We start from the raw sequence: 15578 nt of genomic DNA on the forward strand, positions 1-15578 counted from the left end.
GTCTTTGGCACTGGAGCACGGCGCGAAAGAAATTATCAAATGGCAGCCAGAGTGGAAATCAGTAGTCAACAAAAACACAGAAGACTACCTTGCCCAATTAGCTTCCTTGCATCAGGACAACCTTACCAAGGTGGCGCAGCTTCGCCAAGCCAATCAAGCGCTTATCACTGCCCACGATGCCCTTCTCTTATTTTGGAAGAGCTTATGACTTGGAGGTTTTGGGACTTCAGGGTCTTTCTACTTTGAGTTACACCTGGACTAGAGATCTGACAGGCCTGGTAAGTTTTATAGTGGAGCGAAATATCCATGCGGTGTTTGCTGAGCAGACGATCTCTCCAAAAGCTATAGAAGCTGTGGTCGCTGGCTGTGCAAATCAAAACCACGAAATTATACTGGCCGGCCCATTGTATACAGATAGTTTGGGAGCTCCAGAATCTCCAGCCGGTACCTACATAGGAATGGTGAAAACCAATGTTCAAGTAATTTTTGAAAGCCTCTACGCAGTGATTATAAACGTAGAATCACCTATTTTAGAAAGACATGATCTGACTGTTAGTTATGATGAAAGTCCGGTTCTTCGGAATGTGGACTTGAGCCTTCCCAGCTGGGAAACTGATCGGAATACTTGGTCCTAACGGCGCAGGTAAATCCACGCTCATCAAAGCAATTATGGGCTTGGTTCCCGTTACTGGCGGATACGTGAAGATTTTTGACCGGGAGTTAAACGATGTCAGGAGCCGTATTAGCTATGTACCTCAGCGGGAATCGGTGGATTGGAATTTCCCTGCTTCTGTGCTTGATGTGGTGATGATGGGGACTTACGGTAAACTTGGACTTTTCCGTAGACCTGGAAAAAAGGAAAAGAAAATCGCCATGGATACCCTGGAGAAAGTCGGAATGCAATCTTTTGTGAACAGACAAATATCTGAGCTTTCTGGAGGGCAGCAGCAGCGGGTTTTCATCGCGAGAGCTTTGGCTCAGGAAGCAGATCTGTATTTGATGGACGAACCTTTTGCCGGAGTAGATATGGCAACAGAAACTGCCATTTTCCAGCTATTGCAAGAAATGACCGCAGCAGGTAAGACCGTCATCGTGGTACATCACGACATACATTCTGCCATGAACTACTTTGACTGGATCATTATGCTAAACCTGCATTTGGTAGCATCAGGCCCAAAAGCAGAGGTGGTCACAGAAGAACTACTTCGCAAAACGTATGGTGGTAGCTCAACCTGCTTACCAAGGTCACCGATATTATTCGACAGAAAGACTTCAATCCTTTGAAAAGCTGATATGAGCGACTTTGTCTATTTCTTTACTTTTCAGGATGCCTCCATTGCTTTTGTGGTGATTGGGATTACCCTTTTGGGGATAGGATCTGCTTATGTAGGAACCTATAGTTTCCTTGACAAAAAGGCTCTGCTCGGAGACGCGATTTCCCATGCGGTACTTTCAGGTATTTGCTTGGGCTTTATGCTGGCGGGGGAAAAGAATCCCATATACATAGTAACCGGAGCATTTCTATCCGGCGCTTTGGCTACCTTTCTTACTTCCTGGTACGGAGGCCATCACAGGCTTAAGTGACGATGCCATCATCGCCTCTATCCTATCCATTTTCTTTGGATTCCGGAGCTGTTCTGCTCACCGTAATTCAAAAATCAGGCAACCCGGAAACGGCAGGACTTAACCAGTTCATTTTTGGAAATGCAATAGCCATTCTGGGAGAAGACCTCTATATCTATGGCAGGTTTAGCTGTACTGATCATCATTACACTCTCAGCATTCCGCAAGGTATTCTCCACCATGCTGGTATTCGACGCTGAGCTTTTTGGAAAATCGACAGGTTACCCGATGGGTGCGATTCGCTTGAGATTCAACGTACGACTGATTCTGGCCTGTAGTGTATTGGAATCCAAGCTATAGGAGTTGTGTTGATGGCAGCCTTGCTGATCGCTCCCGGAGCTGCAGCCAGATTCTGAGACAGACAAGCTCGGTAAGCTTTTGTTGATAGCTGGAGCATTTTCAGCAGTTTCCGGAATCATGGGTACCTTGGTTTCCTTTGTGATTCCACAGATGCCAACAGGTCCATGGGTAGTAGTATTCCTCTCTCTTTTCGCTTTCATTTCTTTTCTTTTCGCACCAAAAAAAGGAGTGCTTTCCCGCTTCATTGCCAGAAGGTATTACTTGAAAAAAACGAATCAAGATCACATACTAAAAGCAATTTTCCACGGAACAGAAAAAGGCCAGAGTTCCTTCCCTATAGAGGAAATGTATCAGTCCTTTCCCTACAAAAAGCGTGAAACAAAGCAAACTATTGATGATTTAATCAAATCTAATTTATTGACTAATAATCAAGGTTTTATAGACTTCACTACAAAAGGAAAATCAGAAGCAAAGCGAATCGTGAGATTACACAGACTATGGGAACTTTACCTCAATGAGTACATGAATATTGCCCCGGATCACGTGCATGATTCTGCCGAAAAGCTAGAACATATACTTACCCCTGAACTTGAAGCTTTGCTGGAGAACAGGCTAAATTATCCTAAACTCGATCCTCACCAGGAGACTATCCCCCGCGACAACGATGAGCTTTGACCTAAAACGCCTTTCTAATCATTCTAACCGCCTCGATCATCTCCATTTCCTGTGGACTGCTGGGTGTATTTATGATGCTTCGCAAAATGTCGATGACGGGAGATGCCATTTCTCATGCAGTGCTTCCCGGAATTGTAATTGGCTTTTTTGTATCAGGAAGTCAGCGAGGGCTAGAGGTTATTATTGGAGCTGGCCTCCTTGGTATTTTAGCAACGCTGATTATCAATTGGTTGAAAAACAAAGCTAAAGTGCAGCTAGATGCATCCATAGGAATCACATTTACATTGTTATTTGCAGTAGGAATTATCCTGATCAATATGCTTGCCTACAAGGTGGACCTTGATCAGGAATGTGTGCTGTATGGAGAGATTGCCTACCTGCCGATTGACCTTTGGATCACAAAAGCAGGATTCAGTATGGGTCCTAGAATCACCTATTTAGCGGTCTTGAATTTAGTTTTGGTAAGCACCTTTATATTTCTATTATATAAGGAGTTAACGCTTACAAGTTTCGATGAAAACTTTGGCTTGGTCATTGGGCTTCCTGCTGGAGCTATCAACCTGGCTTTGATGAGTATGGTTTCCTACACCACCGTTAGCAGCTTTGAAGCCGTTGGAGCCATTTTGGTGGTTGCTCTTTTGGTGGTCCCTCCTGCTACAGCTTTCCTATGGACTAAAAAATTAACCTCGCTTATCAAACTTACCTGTACATTAGGTATTTTTATCGCAATAGCGGGATATTATATGGCATACTTGGTGGATAGCTCCATAGCTGGAATGATGGTTGCCGTGGCCGGAGTAGTATTCTTAGGAAGTGCTTTAGTTAAAAGCATTAAACCTAATTTGCTTTTCGGAACTTCCACTTCCATTGAGCCGTTGGAGAATTGAAGTTTGGGATTTTAATTATTATTCATTTTAATGCCAGTAGCTTTATTTTCTTTGATTAACTAGACGGAAGACAGAAGACCGATGACCGAAGCCACATTTATTGTAGTGTTTACCAATTCTTCTTTTGCTTCTAGCTCTTTATTGGGAAAATGGTGAATACACAAATAATCTTAATTCTGAGTTTTAAAAAAGTCACTTAATTGGATAATTATAACTTAAACCAATCTCAGGCAGTAGTTATCTAATTGACTTCAAAAACATACATCTAATACATGAAAAAATTAGTATTCATAGGCCTTCTTTTACTCACTGCCAATTTTGCGCAAGCACAGGATAAAATAGAATGGCTAAAATTTGAGGAGGCTGTAGCCGCTACAGAAGCAAATCCAAAAATGCTTTTAGTGGATGTATATACAGACTGGTGTGGCTGGTGCAAAAAAATGGATAAGGAAACCTTCACAGATCCAGATGTCATAAAGTACATCAATGAGAAATTTTACGCTGTGAAAATGAATGCTGAGGACAACAAGCGCGAATTTGACTTCAAAGGAAAGAAATACTCTGAAGCAAAAATGGCAGCAGCTATGCGTGTTCAATCCTATCCAAACTTTGTGATTATAGATCCCACTTTAAAAAATATCACCCAAATGCCAGGCTATAGACAGCCCGCACAATTTTTGGAAGGTTTAGATCAGATCATACATAATGGATTCGGCACAAAATGAGTTTTTCACTTTCCGAGCAAAATGATACAATCATAGCATTGGCCACTCCTCAGGGAGTTGGAGCCATTGCAGTGATCCGCCTCTCCGGCAAAGACGCTATCCAACTTACGAACGAGGTCTTTTTTGGGAAAAACCTGGAAAAACAGGAATCTCACACGATACATTTTGGAACCATCCGCGATGGAGAAAAAATCATCGATGAAGTCTTGGTTTCTCTTTTCATTGCTCCCAAATCATTTACCAAAGAAAACGTGGTGGAAATCTCCACTCACGGCTCCTCCTATATCATCAATCAAGTTCTCAAATTATTTATCCGCAAAGGTGCGCGTCCAGCTAAGCCTGGAGAATTCACTCAGCGGGCATTTCTGAACGGACAATTCGATCTGGCGCAAGCAGAAGCTGTAGCCGACCTGATTCATGCCGATTCTGAAACTTCACATCAAGCTGCACTAAGCCAGATGCGTGGTGGATTCAGTTCTGAAATACAGGAACTTAGATCTAGGTTAATACATTTTGCTTCAATGATAGAATTGGAGTTGGATTTTGGTGAGGAGGATGTGGAGTTTGCCAGTCGGGAAGAATTGAGAGCCCTTGTGGAGCGCTTACTTCGTGTGGTGGAAGAATTGATCTTGAGTTTTGATCTGGGAAATGTGATCAAAAATGGTGTGCCTACGGTGATCGCCGGAAAGCCAAATGCCGGAAAGTCCACCCTACTCAATGCCCTACTCAATGAGGAAAAAGCAATCGTTTCGGAGATCGCGGGTACTACTCGTGACTTCATCGAAGACGAAATTAATATAGGCGGAGTAATCTTCCGATTTATAGATACTGCTGGTTTACGAGAGACAACTGATACCATTGAAGCCATAGGCGTCAGCCGAACTCAGGAGAAAATGAAGTCTGCCTCCTTGATTTTATATCTCTTCGATTTGGGGGATACAGACTTGGTAGAGATCAATCGTGATGTAAATAAACTGGAAAATCAAGGCGTCCCTTTCTTAAAAGTTGCGAATAAGGTAGACAAAGGTAATACACAGTTAATTAGTGAGTTAAAAGAGAAGCACCCTGATACTATTTTTATCTCTGCAGGAAAAAAAGAAAATCTGGAAGAACTCAAATCCAGAATTCTTGTACTGGTAAATCTTGACAAATTCAGAACAGGCAATACGGTAGTGACCAACGTTCGTCACTACGATTCTTTAGTCAAAACCCGTGAGTCCTTATTGGATATCCTTGCTGGTTTGGATAATCAAGTGACAAACGACTTTGTGGCCATGGATATTCGCCGCTCCCTGCACTTCCTCGGTGAGATCACAGGGGAAATCACCACGGATGATTTGTTGGAGAATATTTTTAGGAATTTCTGTATCGGCAAATAATCCTCCAAACAGTACAACTCAATAGTCATTCAATCAAAGCCCTATAATCCTCATGTTTATAAGGCTTTATGTTTCTCTATCTTCGTGATTATTAGAATGTATTAGCGGTGAATATGAAAAAGCTAGACACCAACTGAAACGGGGGATTCTTCTGAAACTTTAGCCCCGAAATCGACCCCTCCCCTTAAATGAATAAGGCAAAAGCCAGTTATTCCAATGCAAGGAAACATTCCCTACTGACCCCAAACCACTCCTATTATATTTTCATTACGTTTAGCATTCCGACTGCATAAGCCAGCAAAATACTTACAATCAATCCTATATTGACTTTATATAAGTCCCTGAATATTTGTTTTCTGGAATTAGCGATTTCGCTTTTATTGAGACGGTAACTGATCGCAATTTCACGACCGGCCAAGATCCCGATAAATACCCAAGTGGTGCTCATGGGCACGTTGCTCAGCTCTGTAAACAGAAACAATACGATGGCATAGGTAAGATCTATAAAGGTTGCCGAGCGAATATGCTGGGTGTTTGCCTTAGAGTGTACAATTCCCTGAATCTTACCGCCTCTGGATCTAAAGAGATGAGCCATTAGCACCAAAATGATGATTAAGGAAGTGACCAATTCTGTCAAAGTCAATTGCCTAGGTAAATACACATAGAGATTTGCAAAATCCTGTACCAACCATTGCGACCATAGCAAACCAGTGGACAGCCATTGTGCTACAAGCCAGCCTTTTTTTGCTTTGTCTTTCTCTGATCTGGAGATGCTTTCTTTTGACTCAAATCGCTTTGCTATCAAAAGATAAATCGCAAAGGCAAAAACAAATGCTACTGCGTATCCTAAAACGGACTTCAGGATCATCTTTTCAATAACGGCCTGCGATGAAAACACACTTAAGATCATAAAAGTGGTACTAACCGGAAGACCAAACCTGGTAAGAATGATCAACACTATAGGCGGGATTATATACCAATAAGGCATGTTTTCCGGAAGTGGGATCATGTTCAACCTCCCAAAGGAAACGTCTCCCTGATGAGTAACCCAACCGTAAACCAGTACTATGGTTAAAATGGAGGCAGCATAGAACCACAAAACCCACCATTTCTTTTTATGATTAGACGTGAGAAATGTTCCTAATGTCTGAATGACATCATTGCCAATAACAGAATAAGTTGCCAAAATAAAGGCGATCAAAGGGATGACCTTTTGTAAATGCATTGTATGCTAAGAGAAGTAGATTTTGCCCATTTATTCGATGGGATTGAGTAACACTTTGAAAGTAAACTAGTCACTATACACAAGGAGTTTAATTCTACAAACACTTATATGTAGCTGCTTAATCCAATAGCCTGTGTCATTTTTCATTGGATTTTGTGCCAGTATGGAGTTAAAAGCAAATAAGAATATGTTGTACTTAAGAATTGACTCCGGTTCAGCCTGTCCCGCCAATGCGGGAGTCTTCGGTCATCGGTCTTCCGACCAAATAAACAAAGACTCTAAGGCAACTGGCATCATTGCGGATAATCACATACTTTAATTTGACTTGGGCTTCTTCAACACTTGGTAAAAGCAATAAGCTGTAAAGAAGACCACCAACAGCTGAACTGTAATACTGAGAATTAAGGCTGAACTATTCATGGGAAAGTGATTTACGTTTGACACCTGAATACCACACCAACCCTACGATGAATAAAAACAGGGCAACCAGTTGGATTCGTGCCAGAGATGAGAAGAAAATTTTATTAGTGTACAGCAAAGCATTCTCCGGATCATTTATCAGGTGAAGTTTTAATTCTTCATGAGAAACCTTTGAAATGAGAGACCCCGAGTCAAGCTTCCAACCCTCTCCGTTTACTAAGCCTGCAATAGCTCCAGCCCAATCATTTCCCTGAGGTGTGATCAATGCAGCTGTGAGTACCAACAACAATAGTATTGGAGTAATGTATTTCATGATCCATTTGTAAGCAACTGGAATGCGTATATCTGCTCCTCTATTCAGTTCCAGACCAACCTTTATCCATTCCAAAAACCCAGGTAAATAGAATCATTTCCAACAGCGCAAAAACCACTAGACTCACTGTTCCTGCCCAGTAATCGTATTCATCAAAATATCCATATTGATAAAAAAGAATGGTAGGCAATCCCATCACCAATGCGAGTACACCAAAGCTGAGTGCTCCTTTAGCTTTGCCCCAGCCAAACTCATCCTGCATGAATCCCATCCAGGGAGTTCCCATAGCGAGTGATGAAGTGATTCCGGCAAAGAAAAGTAGACCAAACCAACAAATACCTGCTATAGCACCGAACACTTCTCCCCACTGTACAAACAGGTAAGGCATTGTTTGAAAAGCCATACCGAAACCGGCATTTTCGATCACCCAGTCTAGACCAAGAAAGCCTGCAGCTATGGGGATAACGATGGCGCTTCCCAGTACAATTTCCACCAACTCATTGGTAAAACCCGAAGTAAGGGAATTCAGCGCTAGATCTTCGTTTTCCTTTAAATAGGAAGCATAGCATTGAATAGAGCCCATTCCCACAGATAAGGTAAAAAATATCTGCCCTGCCGCTGCAAGCCAAACTTTTGGATCTAGCAGGGAACTATATTGTGGGGTCCATAGGAAATTGATTCCATCCCAGGCATTTGCATCCGGAAAAGAAGGAGATGCATTTTCGGTGCCCATAGTCCATCCTTTGAAAGCTAGTACTGCTCCAAATAATATAAGAAGTGGCATTCCGATTTTGGCTACTTTCTCAATACCGCCAAGTCCGGTAGAAAGGATATAAATATTGATACCCAAAACCAACACATAGACAACAACAGGCAGAAAGGGAATGCCAAAATTTGAGCCACTCAAGTTGACATAGTGTACAAAGAACCCACTTACATCTGCTTGAGACATTTGGGTAAATGTCCCAAGCAGGGTGTGGATCACATATATAAAAGTCCAGGATTCTATGTAAGTATAATAGGCTACTACAGCTACGTTGGTAAAAATCCCAAAGACGCCTATGTATTTCCACCAGGAACTTCTACTCATGGAATCCAGAATATAAGGAGTGCTATGATTGCCATGCCTCCCACCAAACCTACCTATAGACCATTCTGTAAAGAGCAGGGGAATCCCCATCAATACAAAACAGACCAGGTACGGAATGATGAATGCCCCTCCTCCATTTTGGACGGCCTGAACTGGAAACCTTAAAAAATTGCCAAGTCCAACTGCATTACCTGCCATGGCAAGTATCAGCCCTGTCCTAGAGCCCCAGGAATCGCTTTGCTTTCCCATATAATTTACCAAGAAATAAGGGTGCCCATGCGGACACCCTTGATTAGATTTAATTCAATTGTTTATTTAAAATACCCACCCATTTTTCGGCCAAAACTGTCTCTCCCATCAGATCTGAATACAGCTCACCGTCATAGATCTCCAAACTAATCACTTGCGCACCTGAAGCAACTGGAATAAGCTCCAAGGCAACGTATTCCGGCAGTTTTTGAGTCTGGGGTTTACCATTTACCTCTTGATATTTTTTGATAAGTTTGACTGCTTTAAACTCTGATAAATTCAAATTATAGCTCAGGCTTTCAGTATCTTGACGCAAATAGGTTAGCACATTATGCTTTACATCCAAGCCCAAGGCATAGCGGAATCTCCAGCTCTCTACCTCGGTAGGGTTAGCTCCCTGAAACTTGGCAAGTTCAACTAGTTTTGCCATCAGGGCTTTGGATATCTTCGTGTTTTTTTGTCCATAATAAATGAACGGTACGCAAAATGCGCACATCAGTAAGCATGACATGAGTAATGTCACAGGTTCAATTTCAAACATTCTGATGATAGTAAGGATATGTAAAAAGAGTACTGAGCCAGTCAAAGGCTCATGGCTTTTATATCCTCTACCAGGTATGGAAAAAATGTATAAAAGTCTCCTTCACATCAAATAAAGGAAGGGACTTTTTAAAAAATGAAGAATGAAGAAAAGCCTCTCCAACCTCAACTTCAAATGGAATCCAGGTCGAATTAAACTTAGACCAAACAGACCAATCTATGCAAAACGGTGGAGTCTTTGGACTGTAGTTGGAACCGAAGTAATAAACTACAGGAGATACAGATTCCTGTACAGTCACTAATCTCCGCTCTCCAGTTCTGCTATTTTCGGAATGCGGCTGAAATGACAAAAAAGCGGATAGACTCACGAGCCAAATTAGGCCAAGGAAGTACGTAATAAGCTTTTTATACATCTTTATATCCAGGAAATGTCTGCAAGTTACATGAATAAAAAATCGATTTGCAAGTGATTTTCGAATGCTATTTAAAAATTCTTACATGTAGATTATTCCTGTTAGAGAATTCCAATTAAAACATTCATATACAAAAGTTTCCAGCAAACAAAACTGATGACCCTTTCCCGAATTTCTCAGTTTTCTGCTATACAGCCAGCTAATGATACCATTGCTCCTAAGGATACCCAAAGCGGTATGTGGATGCCGGGTGAGCGGTGATGAGGAATTGAGAATTTAAAATTTAAAATGGGTGGAGTTTCCGCCAAGGCGGACAAGTGTTGGTTGGCTACAATTTAAAATAAAGGAATTGAGAATTTAAAATGGTAAGAGATCTGGAATTTGGAGAGCATGCCGTAGGTATGCAATATGGGGTAGCCCAGGGTTTCAACCCTGAGATTAAGGTCGCAATCGTTCTACAGCGCTGGCCCGAGATCGTCATTCGGAGTCAAGAAATAGGATTGTATTCAATAGGCTGGGGTTTCAACCCCAGCTCAAAGAAGTATAAGGTTTTACCAGCGCTGGCCCGGAATCGTCTATCGGAGACGAATGCCTGGTGCCAGCAAGATGGAAACGGGTAGCCATTATTGTTAGAAATGTTGAATGAAAAACATTCAATCAAGCCGTTGAAAGGCTGTCCTGAGAATGCAATAGCAAAAACCATGGATAGTTGGGTCTGTGAGACACAGACCATGAATGGAAATGGCTGGTGTTGGGGGATCGATGTTAGTTGTTAAAAATGATGAATGTAAAATTTCGAATATCGAATGATGAAGTAGGAAGAGGTCAAGAAATAGGATTGTAGTCAATAGGCTGGGGTTTCAACCCCAGCTTATAGAAGTATAAGGTTTCAACAGCGCTGGCCCGGAATCGTCTATCGAAGACGAATGCCTGGTGCCAGCAAGATGGAAACCGAATCAATTTCGGATGTGAGATGGATGTTGGATGTTGGATGTCCGGTGATGAGGAATTGAGAATTTAAAATTTAAAATGGGTGGAAGTTCGGGGCTTGTTCTTTATCTGGTAAGAGTTGAGTCCAGCTTCTGGAGAAGCAGCGACAACAGATAAGAAAAAATGGTCTGTGAGACACAGACCACGGATGGAGATAGCTGGTGTTGGATGTTGGGTGACCGATGTTAGATGTTGTTAATGATGAATGTAAAATTTCGAATATCGAATGATGAAGTAGGAAGAGGTCAAGAAATAGGATTGTAGTCAATAGGCTGGGGTTTCAACCCCAGCTTATAGAAGTATAATGTTTTACCAGCGCTGGCCCGGAATCGTCTATCGGAGTACGCGTGTTGTGCCAGCAAGATGAACCGAATCGATTTCGGATTTCTGATGTGAGATGGATGCCCGGTGTCCGGTGAGGAGGAATTGAGAATTTAAAATTTAAAATGGGTGGAAGTTCGGGGCTTGTTCTTTATCTGGTAGTAGTTGAGTCCAGCTTCTGGAGAAGCAGGACAACAGAAAGGAAATGATCTGTAAGAAACGAAGGGAGGCGCGCCAGATGGTTTCTTTCTTGTCACTTTTGAGCCCAAAAGTAACCAAAAGGCTTGCTGAAATAATGCTTCAACCCGCATTCCAGCCGCCTGCCCCGCTATTTCAGCTTCCCACCGCGCCCTTACGAACAGCAGAGGTTTTACCATTGCATTTTCATTTCGCGGGTGGCAGTTAGAAGTTGGCGCGTATCGGAGGTTTGAAAGCAGGGAAGTTGGAAACTGAACAATGCCGTAGGCATGTCAAATTTGTAGCGCCGGGTTTTAACCCGGTGTTTAAGGATGTAATTGTTAACCAGCGCTGGCCCAGAATTGTCATTCGGAGACGAAGGCGAAGTGCCAGCAAGATGGAAACGGATAGCCTACATTGTTAGAAATGTTGAATGGAGAATATGCAATTAAACCATTGAAATTCAGTCAGTAGAATGCAATAGCAAAAGTCAGGGATAGTTGGGTCTGTGAGACACAGACCACGGATGGAGATAGCTGGTGTTGGGTGACCGATGTTAGATGTTGTTAATGATGAATGTAAAATTTCCAATGTCGAATGATGAAGTAGGAATAGGTCAAGAAATAGGATTGTATTCAATAGGCTGGGGTTTCAACCCCAGCTCAAAGAAGTATAAGGTTTTACCAGCGCTGGCCCGGAATCGTCATTCGGAAATGAATTCGGTATGCCAGCAAGATGGAACCAGAATCGATTTCGGATGTGAGATGGATGTCCGGTGTCCGGTGAGGAGGAATTGAGAATTTAAAATTTAAAATGGGTGGAAGTTCGGGGCTTGTTCTTTATCTGGTAAGAGTTGAGTCCAGCTTCTGGAGAAGCAGGACAACAGAAGTTGGAAATGATCTGTGAGAAACGAAGGGAGGCGAGCCAGATGGTTTCTTTCTTGTCACTTTTGAGCCCAAAAGTAACCAAAAGGCTTGCTGAAATAATGCTTCAACCCGCATTCCAGCCGCCTGCCCCGCTATTTCAGCTTCCCACCGCGCCCTTACGAACAGCAGAGGTTCTACCACATTGCAATTTCTTTTCGCGGGTGGCAGTTAGGAGTTGGCGGGTATCGGAGGTTTGAAAGCGGGGAAGTTGGAAACTGAACAATGCCGTAGGCATGGCAAATTTGTAGCGCCGGGTTTTAACCCGGTGTTTAAGGTTGTAATCGTTCACCAGCGCTGGCCCGGAATCGTCATTCGGAGACGATTACCAAATGCCAGCAAGATGGAACCAGAATTGATTTCGGATTTCTTTGGTAAGAAAAAATGGTTTGTGAGACACAGACCACGGATGGAGATAGCTGGTGTTGGATGTTGGGTGACCGATGTTAGATGTTGTTAATGATGAATGTAAAATTTCGAATATCGAATGATGAAGTAGGAAGAGGTCAAGAAATAGGATTGTATTCAATAGGCTGGGGTTTCAACCCCAGCTTATAGAAGTATAAGGTTTCAATAGCGCTGGCCCAGAATCGTCATTCGGAGATGAATTCGGTATGCCAGCAAGATGGAAACGGATAGTCTACATTGTTAGAAATCTTGAATGAACAACATACAATTAAACCGTTGAAATTCAGTCAGTAGAATGTATTAGCAAAAGTCATGGATAGTTGGGTCTGTGAGACACAGACCACGGATGGGGATGGCTGGTGTTGGATGTTGGGTGACCGATGTTAGGTGTTGTTAATGATGAATGTAAAATTTCGAATATCGAATGATGAAGTAGGAAGAGGTCAAGAAATAGGATTGTATTCAATAGGCTGGGGTTTCAACCCCAGCTTATAGAAGTATAAGGTTTCAATAGCGCTGGCCCAGAATCGTCTAGCGGAGACGCGGTGTTGTGCCAGCAAGATGAACCGAATCGATTTCGGATTTCTGATGTGAGATGGATGCCCGGTGTCCGGTGATGAGGAATTGAGAATTTAAAATTTATAATGGGTGGAAGTTAGGGGCTTGGTCTATATCTGGTTGCAGTTTAGTCCAGCTTCTGGAGAAGCAGGACAATAATGGCCATTCTAACGGGTGAATGTTGATGCTCCCCTATTGGAACTGGTATAAAAAAAACCGGAGAGGAATCCCCTCCGGCTTAAATACAAATTGCCTGAATCAAGAGCTTCTTGCAGAATGCGATTACAGAGTGGTGCAGCCCGAAGGATCCTCTTGCTTCGTTCGAGAGGATCTGCGAATCCTAGGACTGTGGGTACGCTGCATCACATTCTTTATCACTGCCTGTTCGGCTTCCAGGCGGTAAAAGAGCTCTTTCAACTTGGCTAACTCATCCCTTAACTGCCTTGTATCCTCTATCAGCAATTTTAGAAAGTAAGCAATCACCGAAAGCAGCATCATGGTCACCACCCCTGCCAGACTTAGCAATAGCTCCGCTGCAGACATGATTCAAGGAGATAAGGAACTTGCTCTGATACTATCTGCAACTCTACAATCTCCCCCCGCTCCCATTCAGACTCCAGTCTCTCCATCAACTGGAGAAATGCTAGTTTGGTGAATAGCGGTGTACCGTCGGCTCTATAGCTGGTCACAGGATAGAGGGAACTGGATTCCAGCTTATCTTCTCCTTGGTAAGAAGAGATTTTACCTTTGTCCCCTATTCCTATCTCCCAGCCTTTCCCCTCGGAATGCATAGCTTCCAGCTCGTACACTCCTTCTTCCAGACAGGCGATCTCTTTTCCAAAGCAGGCCTTGGGAGGCTCACGGGTAAAGCAGAGCTGCTTCTGCCCTAGAAATAATCTCCCAAGGGTTACTGTTGCTTTGTACTTGCGGTGAAGTACCAGTCTCATCTTAAACCTGCTCTACTCCAACCATCTTGGCCGCATTGTGCGCCCCATTGTTAATGGAGTACTCGCTGCCATTCACCATCTGGACAAATTCCACACTGAGAACAAAAGCTCTGTGCGTCCCAGGAAGCAGGGCTTTATCAACGGATAGATTGATTGCCACAGCCGGATCGATTACCGGAAGCAAAGTTGAAGCAGCAGTTTGCACTGCTCTTGCACCTGTCGAGAAATCCAAACCCACTCCTGTAGCCGATATCCTCAAGTGGGTTGCACCTCTAGGTACTGCCACATAATCCTGAGGGACAAAAGCCGGGATGGCTACCGCCCATGCCGTTGGGGAATCCGTGTAGGTAGTTTCCAAAAAGAGCGTACTACCCAGGGAACTGGAAGCATTCAGCTCCATATCTTTCAGTAGACTCCAGTCGCCTGCACGTACCATCCGTTCTCCTCGGTTATTGACAAGATCAGATTGCAGCACCTTCATCATTACCCTGGGTGATTCGCTGACTCAGTCTGCTGTCTCCAATCTTAGCGATTACCGGACGTAAAGCATCCCGAACGAGTTTGGCTGAAGTAGCATTATCGGCGAACTCTTTGAGGTTCTCCCGGGTACGTGCAAAGCGTGCATCATTCATGATGCGGCTCTTGCTGACACCTCCTTTTTCACGGGCGAGGTATCCGTCTTTGGATTTGTAGAAAGAGAGTCTTCCTACCTTTCCATTCAGTGTAATTACTCCTGCTTGTTTTGCCATAAGTATATGGGGTTTAAGTGAAACATGCAGGAAAATTCATCCCTATAAGCCTGGATATCAATTGAATGTGCGTTATGTTCGCAGGCTTCGGAATAGTTGATTTTGTACCTGTGTTGGATGTTGGATGTTGGCTGTCCGGTGTCCGGTGTAGGAGGTTCGGTGTAGGATGGCGGGAGGTTTGGGGGCTGTAGGTTTAGTGTACTGAGATCGCGTTACAGGGTCATTTCGACAAACAAAGGAGATTGTTATACTATTCGAAAGATGCTGATGCAAGAGAAATCTAATTGGAAGTCAGAAAACAGGTTGGAGGCCAGTCTTGTTGTAGCCCCACCATGTTAGGCAGGTCAGGGTTTCGACGGGATTCAGGATTTAGTGGTCCAGCAGCCCTGACGCCTAATCGAGATCCGGAGAAGAAGAAGTGCCGCCAACAAGATTAATCATATCTCAGAGTAGGGATCATTTGGTACAATCGCGAACTCCCCGATTAACCTTTGTGGCTTAACTTAAATTTTTCTCTCTCGATACTTCTGAGACCCTGCCCACAGCAGGGAGTCAAAAGGAACAAAATACAGGTGCAGATATGCAGAAAGCCTTAAATGCCTCTTTGGGATAAAAGCAGGTCCGATCAATTCGGAAGTAAAAGAGCGAAGGATAGAATTAAGGAAC

Annotated in this window: 18 protein-coding genes and 2 pseudogenes; 11 read left to right on the top strand and 9 right to left on the bottom strand. The window is 43.2% G+C overall.

Annotated features, from left to right (window positions below; translation table 11 throughout):
- From AC0L6R_RS15905 to mnmE, 10 genes and pseudogenes are all read left to right on the top strand, one after another.
- Positions 1–208 (top strand): metal ABC transporter solute-binding protein, Zn/Mn family (locus AC0L6R_RS15905; RefSeq protein WP_473272088.1); only part of this gene is annotated, 208 nt, incomplete at its 5' end.
- Positions 177–425, top strand: a pseudogene (locus AC0L6R_RS15910) (metal ABC transporter solute-binding protein, Zn/Mn family); the annotation flags it as partial. The gene AC0L6R_RS15905 and the pseudogene AC0L6R_RS15910, both read left to right, overlap by 32 nt.
- Before the next feature lie 78 nt (positions 426–503).
- Positions 504–1292, top strand: a pseudogene (locus AC0L6R_RS15915) (metal ABC transporter ATP-binding protein).
- 1 nt (position 1293) lies between these two features.
- Positions 1294–1584: a metal ABC transporter permease gene (locus tag AC0L6R_RS15920; protein WP_473272090.1), complete on the top strand. Its 291-nt coding sequence runs from the start codon at positions 1294–1296 to the stop codon at positions 1582–1584.
- Positions 1585–1740: 156 nt separating this feature from the next.
- The gene (locus AC0L6R_RS15925) at positions 1741–1923 is read left to right on the top strand and encodes a hypothetical protein (protein WP_473272092.1); all 183 of its coding nucleotides are present in this window, start codon (positions 1741–1743) and stop codon (positions 1921–1923) included.
- A gap of 11 nt (positions 1924–1934) precedes the next feature.
- On the top strand, positions 1935–1979 hold the full coding sequence (locus tag AC0L6R_RS15930) for a hypothetical protein (protein WP_473272129.1): 45 nt from the start codon (positions 1935–1937) through the stop codon (positions 1977–1979).
- Positions 1963–2598, top strand: a complete 636-nt coding sequence (locus AC0L6R_RS15935) for a metal-dependent transcriptional regulator (RefSeq protein WP_473272130.1) — start codon at positions 1963–1965, stop codon at positions 2596–2598. The genes AC0L6R_RS15930 and AC0L6R_RS15935 overlap by 17 nt, the downstream gene beginning before the upstream one ends.
- A 59-nt stretch (positions 2599–2657) precedes the next feature.
- Positions 2658–3485, top strand: a complete 828-nt coding sequence (locus AC0L6R_RS15940) for a metal ABC transporter permease (RefSeq protein ID WP_473272131.1) — start codon at positions 2658–2660, stop codon at positions 3483–3485.
- Between the two features lie 272 nt (positions 3486–3757).
- Complete coding sequence (locus AC0L6R_RS15945) at positions 3758–4210, top strand: thioredoxin family protein (RefSeq protein WP_473272093.1); 453 nt, start codon at positions 3758–3760, stop codon at positions 4208–4210.
- Entirely contained in the window at positions 4207–5589 is a 1383-nt protein-coding gene (gene mnmE, locus AC0L6R_RS15950) for a tRNA uridine-5-carboxymethylaminomethyl(34) synthesis GTPase MnmE (RefSeq protein ID WP_473272094.1), read from the top strand. Before AC0L6R_RS15945 ends, mnmE begins: the two co-directional genes overlap by 4 nt.
- Before the next feature lie 256 nt (positions 5590–5845).
- Here mnmE and AC0L6R_RS15955 read toward each other — a convergent pair whose 3' ends face one another.
- The 5 genes from AC0L6R_RS15955 to AC0L6R_RS15975 form a co-directional block, all read right to left on the bottom strand.
- On the bottom strand, positions 5846–6814 hold the full coding sequence (locus AC0L6R_RS15955; protein ID WP_473272095.1) for a hypothetical protein: 969 nt from the start codon (positions 6812–6814) through the stop codon (positions 5846–5848).
- 412 nt (positions 6815–7226) lie between these two features.
- Entirely contained in the window at positions 7227–7622 is a 396-nt protein-coding gene (locus tag AC0L6R_RS15960) for a hypothetical protein (RefSeq protein ID WP_473272096.1), read from the bottom strand.
- On the bottom strand, positions 7588–8886 hold the full coding sequence (locus AC0L6R_RS15965; RefSeq protein ID WP_473272098.1) for an SLC5/6 family protein: 1299 nt from the start codon (positions 8884–8886) through the stop codon (positions 7588–7590). The genes AC0L6R_RS15960 and AC0L6R_RS15965 overlap by 35 nt, the downstream gene beginning before the upstream one ends.
- A 49-nt stretch (positions 8887–8935) precedes the next feature.
- Positions 8936–9316, bottom strand: a complete 381-nt coding sequence (locus AC0L6R_RS15970) for a hypothetical protein (protein WP_473272099.1) — start codon at positions 9314–9316, stop codon at positions 8936–8938.
- 178 nt (positions 9317–9494) lie between these two features.
- A complete protein-coding gene (locus tag AC0L6R_RS15975; RefSeq protein ID WP_473272101.1) occupies positions 9495–9794 on the bottom strand; it encodes a hypothetical protein in 300 nt (99 codons plus the stop codon).
- Positions 9795–10201: 407 nt separating this feature from the next.
- Between AC0L6R_RS15975 and AC0L6R_RS15980 the strand changes: the two genes are divergently transcribed.
- Positions 10202–10459 carry a hypothetical protein gene (locus AC0L6R_RS15980; RefSeq protein ID WP_473272103.1) on the top strand — a complete coding sequence of 86 codons (258 nt, stop codon included), beginning with the start codon at positions 10202–10204 and terminating at the stop codon, positions 10457–10459.
- A gap of 3039 nt (positions 10460–13498) precedes the next feature.
- Here the strand turns inward: AC0L6R_RS15980 and AC0L6R_RS15985 are convergent.
- From AC0L6R_RS15985 to AC0L6R_RS16000, 4 genes are read right to left on the bottom strand one after another with little or no spacing between them, the layout of a single operon-like run.
- Positions 13499–13759 (bottom strand): hypothetical protein, encoded by a 261-nt coding sequence (locus AC0L6R_RS15985; RefSeq protein ID WP_473272105.1) that lies wholly within the window; start codon positions 13757–13759, stop codon positions 13499–13501.
- Entirely contained in the window at positions 13735–14163 is a 429-nt protein-coding gene (locus AC0L6R_RS15990) for a DUF5675 family protein (protein ID WP_283414962.1), read from the bottom strand. The genes AC0L6R_RS15985 and AC0L6R_RS15990 overlap by 25 nt, the downstream gene beginning before the upstream one ends.
- A 1-nt stretch (position 14164) precedes the next feature.
- Positions 14165–14647, bottom strand: a complete 483-nt coding sequence (locus tag AC0L6R_RS15995) for a hypothetical protein (RefSeq protein ID WP_473272107.1) — start codon at positions 14645–14647, stop codon at positions 14165–14167.
- Positions 14625–14912 (bottom strand): hypothetical protein, encoded by a 288-nt coding sequence (locus AC0L6R_RS16000; RefSeq protein ID WP_473272108.1) that lies wholly within the window; start codon positions 14910–14912, stop codon positions 14625–14627. The genes AC0L6R_RS15995 and AC0L6R_RS16000 overlap by 23 nt, the downstream gene beginning before the upstream one ends.
- Positions 14913–15578: the final 666 nt, after the last annotated feature.

The organism is Algoriphagus sp. 10J20-15 (assembly GCF_055809615.1).

Coding starts and splice junctions, on each gene's coding strand:
- AC0L6R_RS15920 (WP_473272090.1), top strand. CDS start 1,294: ATGAGCGACTTTGTCTATTTCTTTACTTTTCAGGATGCCTCCATTGCT.
- AC0L6R_RS15925 (WP_473272092.1), top strand. CDS start 1,741: ATGGCAGGTTTAGCTGTACTGATCATCATTACACTCTCAGCATTCCGC.
- AC0L6R_RS15945 (WP_473272093.1), top strand. CDS start 3,758: ATGAAAAAATTAGTATTCATAGGCCTTCTTTTACTCACTGCCAATTTT.
- mnmE (WP_473272094.1), top strand. CDS start 4,207: ATGAGTTTTTCACTTTCCGAGCAAAATGATACAATCATAGCATTGGCC.
- AC0L6R_RS15955 (WP_473272095.1), bottom strand. CDS start 6,814: ATGCATTTACAAAAGGTCATCCCTTTGATCGCCTTTATTTTGGCAACT.
- AC0L6R_RS15965 (WP_473272098.1), bottom strand. CDS start 8,886: ATGGGAAAGCAAAGCGATTCCTGGGGCTCTAGGACAGGGCTGATACTT.
- AC0L6R_RS15970 (WP_473272099.1), bottom strand. CDS start 9,316: ATGGCAAAACTAGTTGAACTTGCCAAGTTTCAGGGAGCTAACCCTACC.
- AC0L6R_RS15980 (WP_473272103.1), top strand. CDS start 10,202: ATGGTAAGAGATCTGGAATTTGGAGAGCATGCCGTAGGTATGCAATAT.
- AC0L6R_RS15985 (WP_473272105.1), bottom strand. CDS start 13,759: ATGTCTGCAGCGGAGCTATTGCTAAGTCTGGCAGGGGTGGTGACCATG.
- AC0L6R_RS15990 (WP_283414962.1), bottom strand. CDS start 14,163: ATGAGACTGGTACTTCACCGCAAGTACAAAGCAACAGTAACCCTTGGG.
- AC0L6R_RS15995 (WP_473272107.1), bottom strand. CDS start 14,647: ATGATGAAGGTGCTGCAATCTGATCTTGTCAATAACCGAGGAGAACGG.
- AC0L6R_RS16000 (WP_473272108.1), bottom strand. CDS start 14,912: ATGGCAAAACAAGCAGGAGTAATTACACTGAATGGAAAGGTAGGAAGA.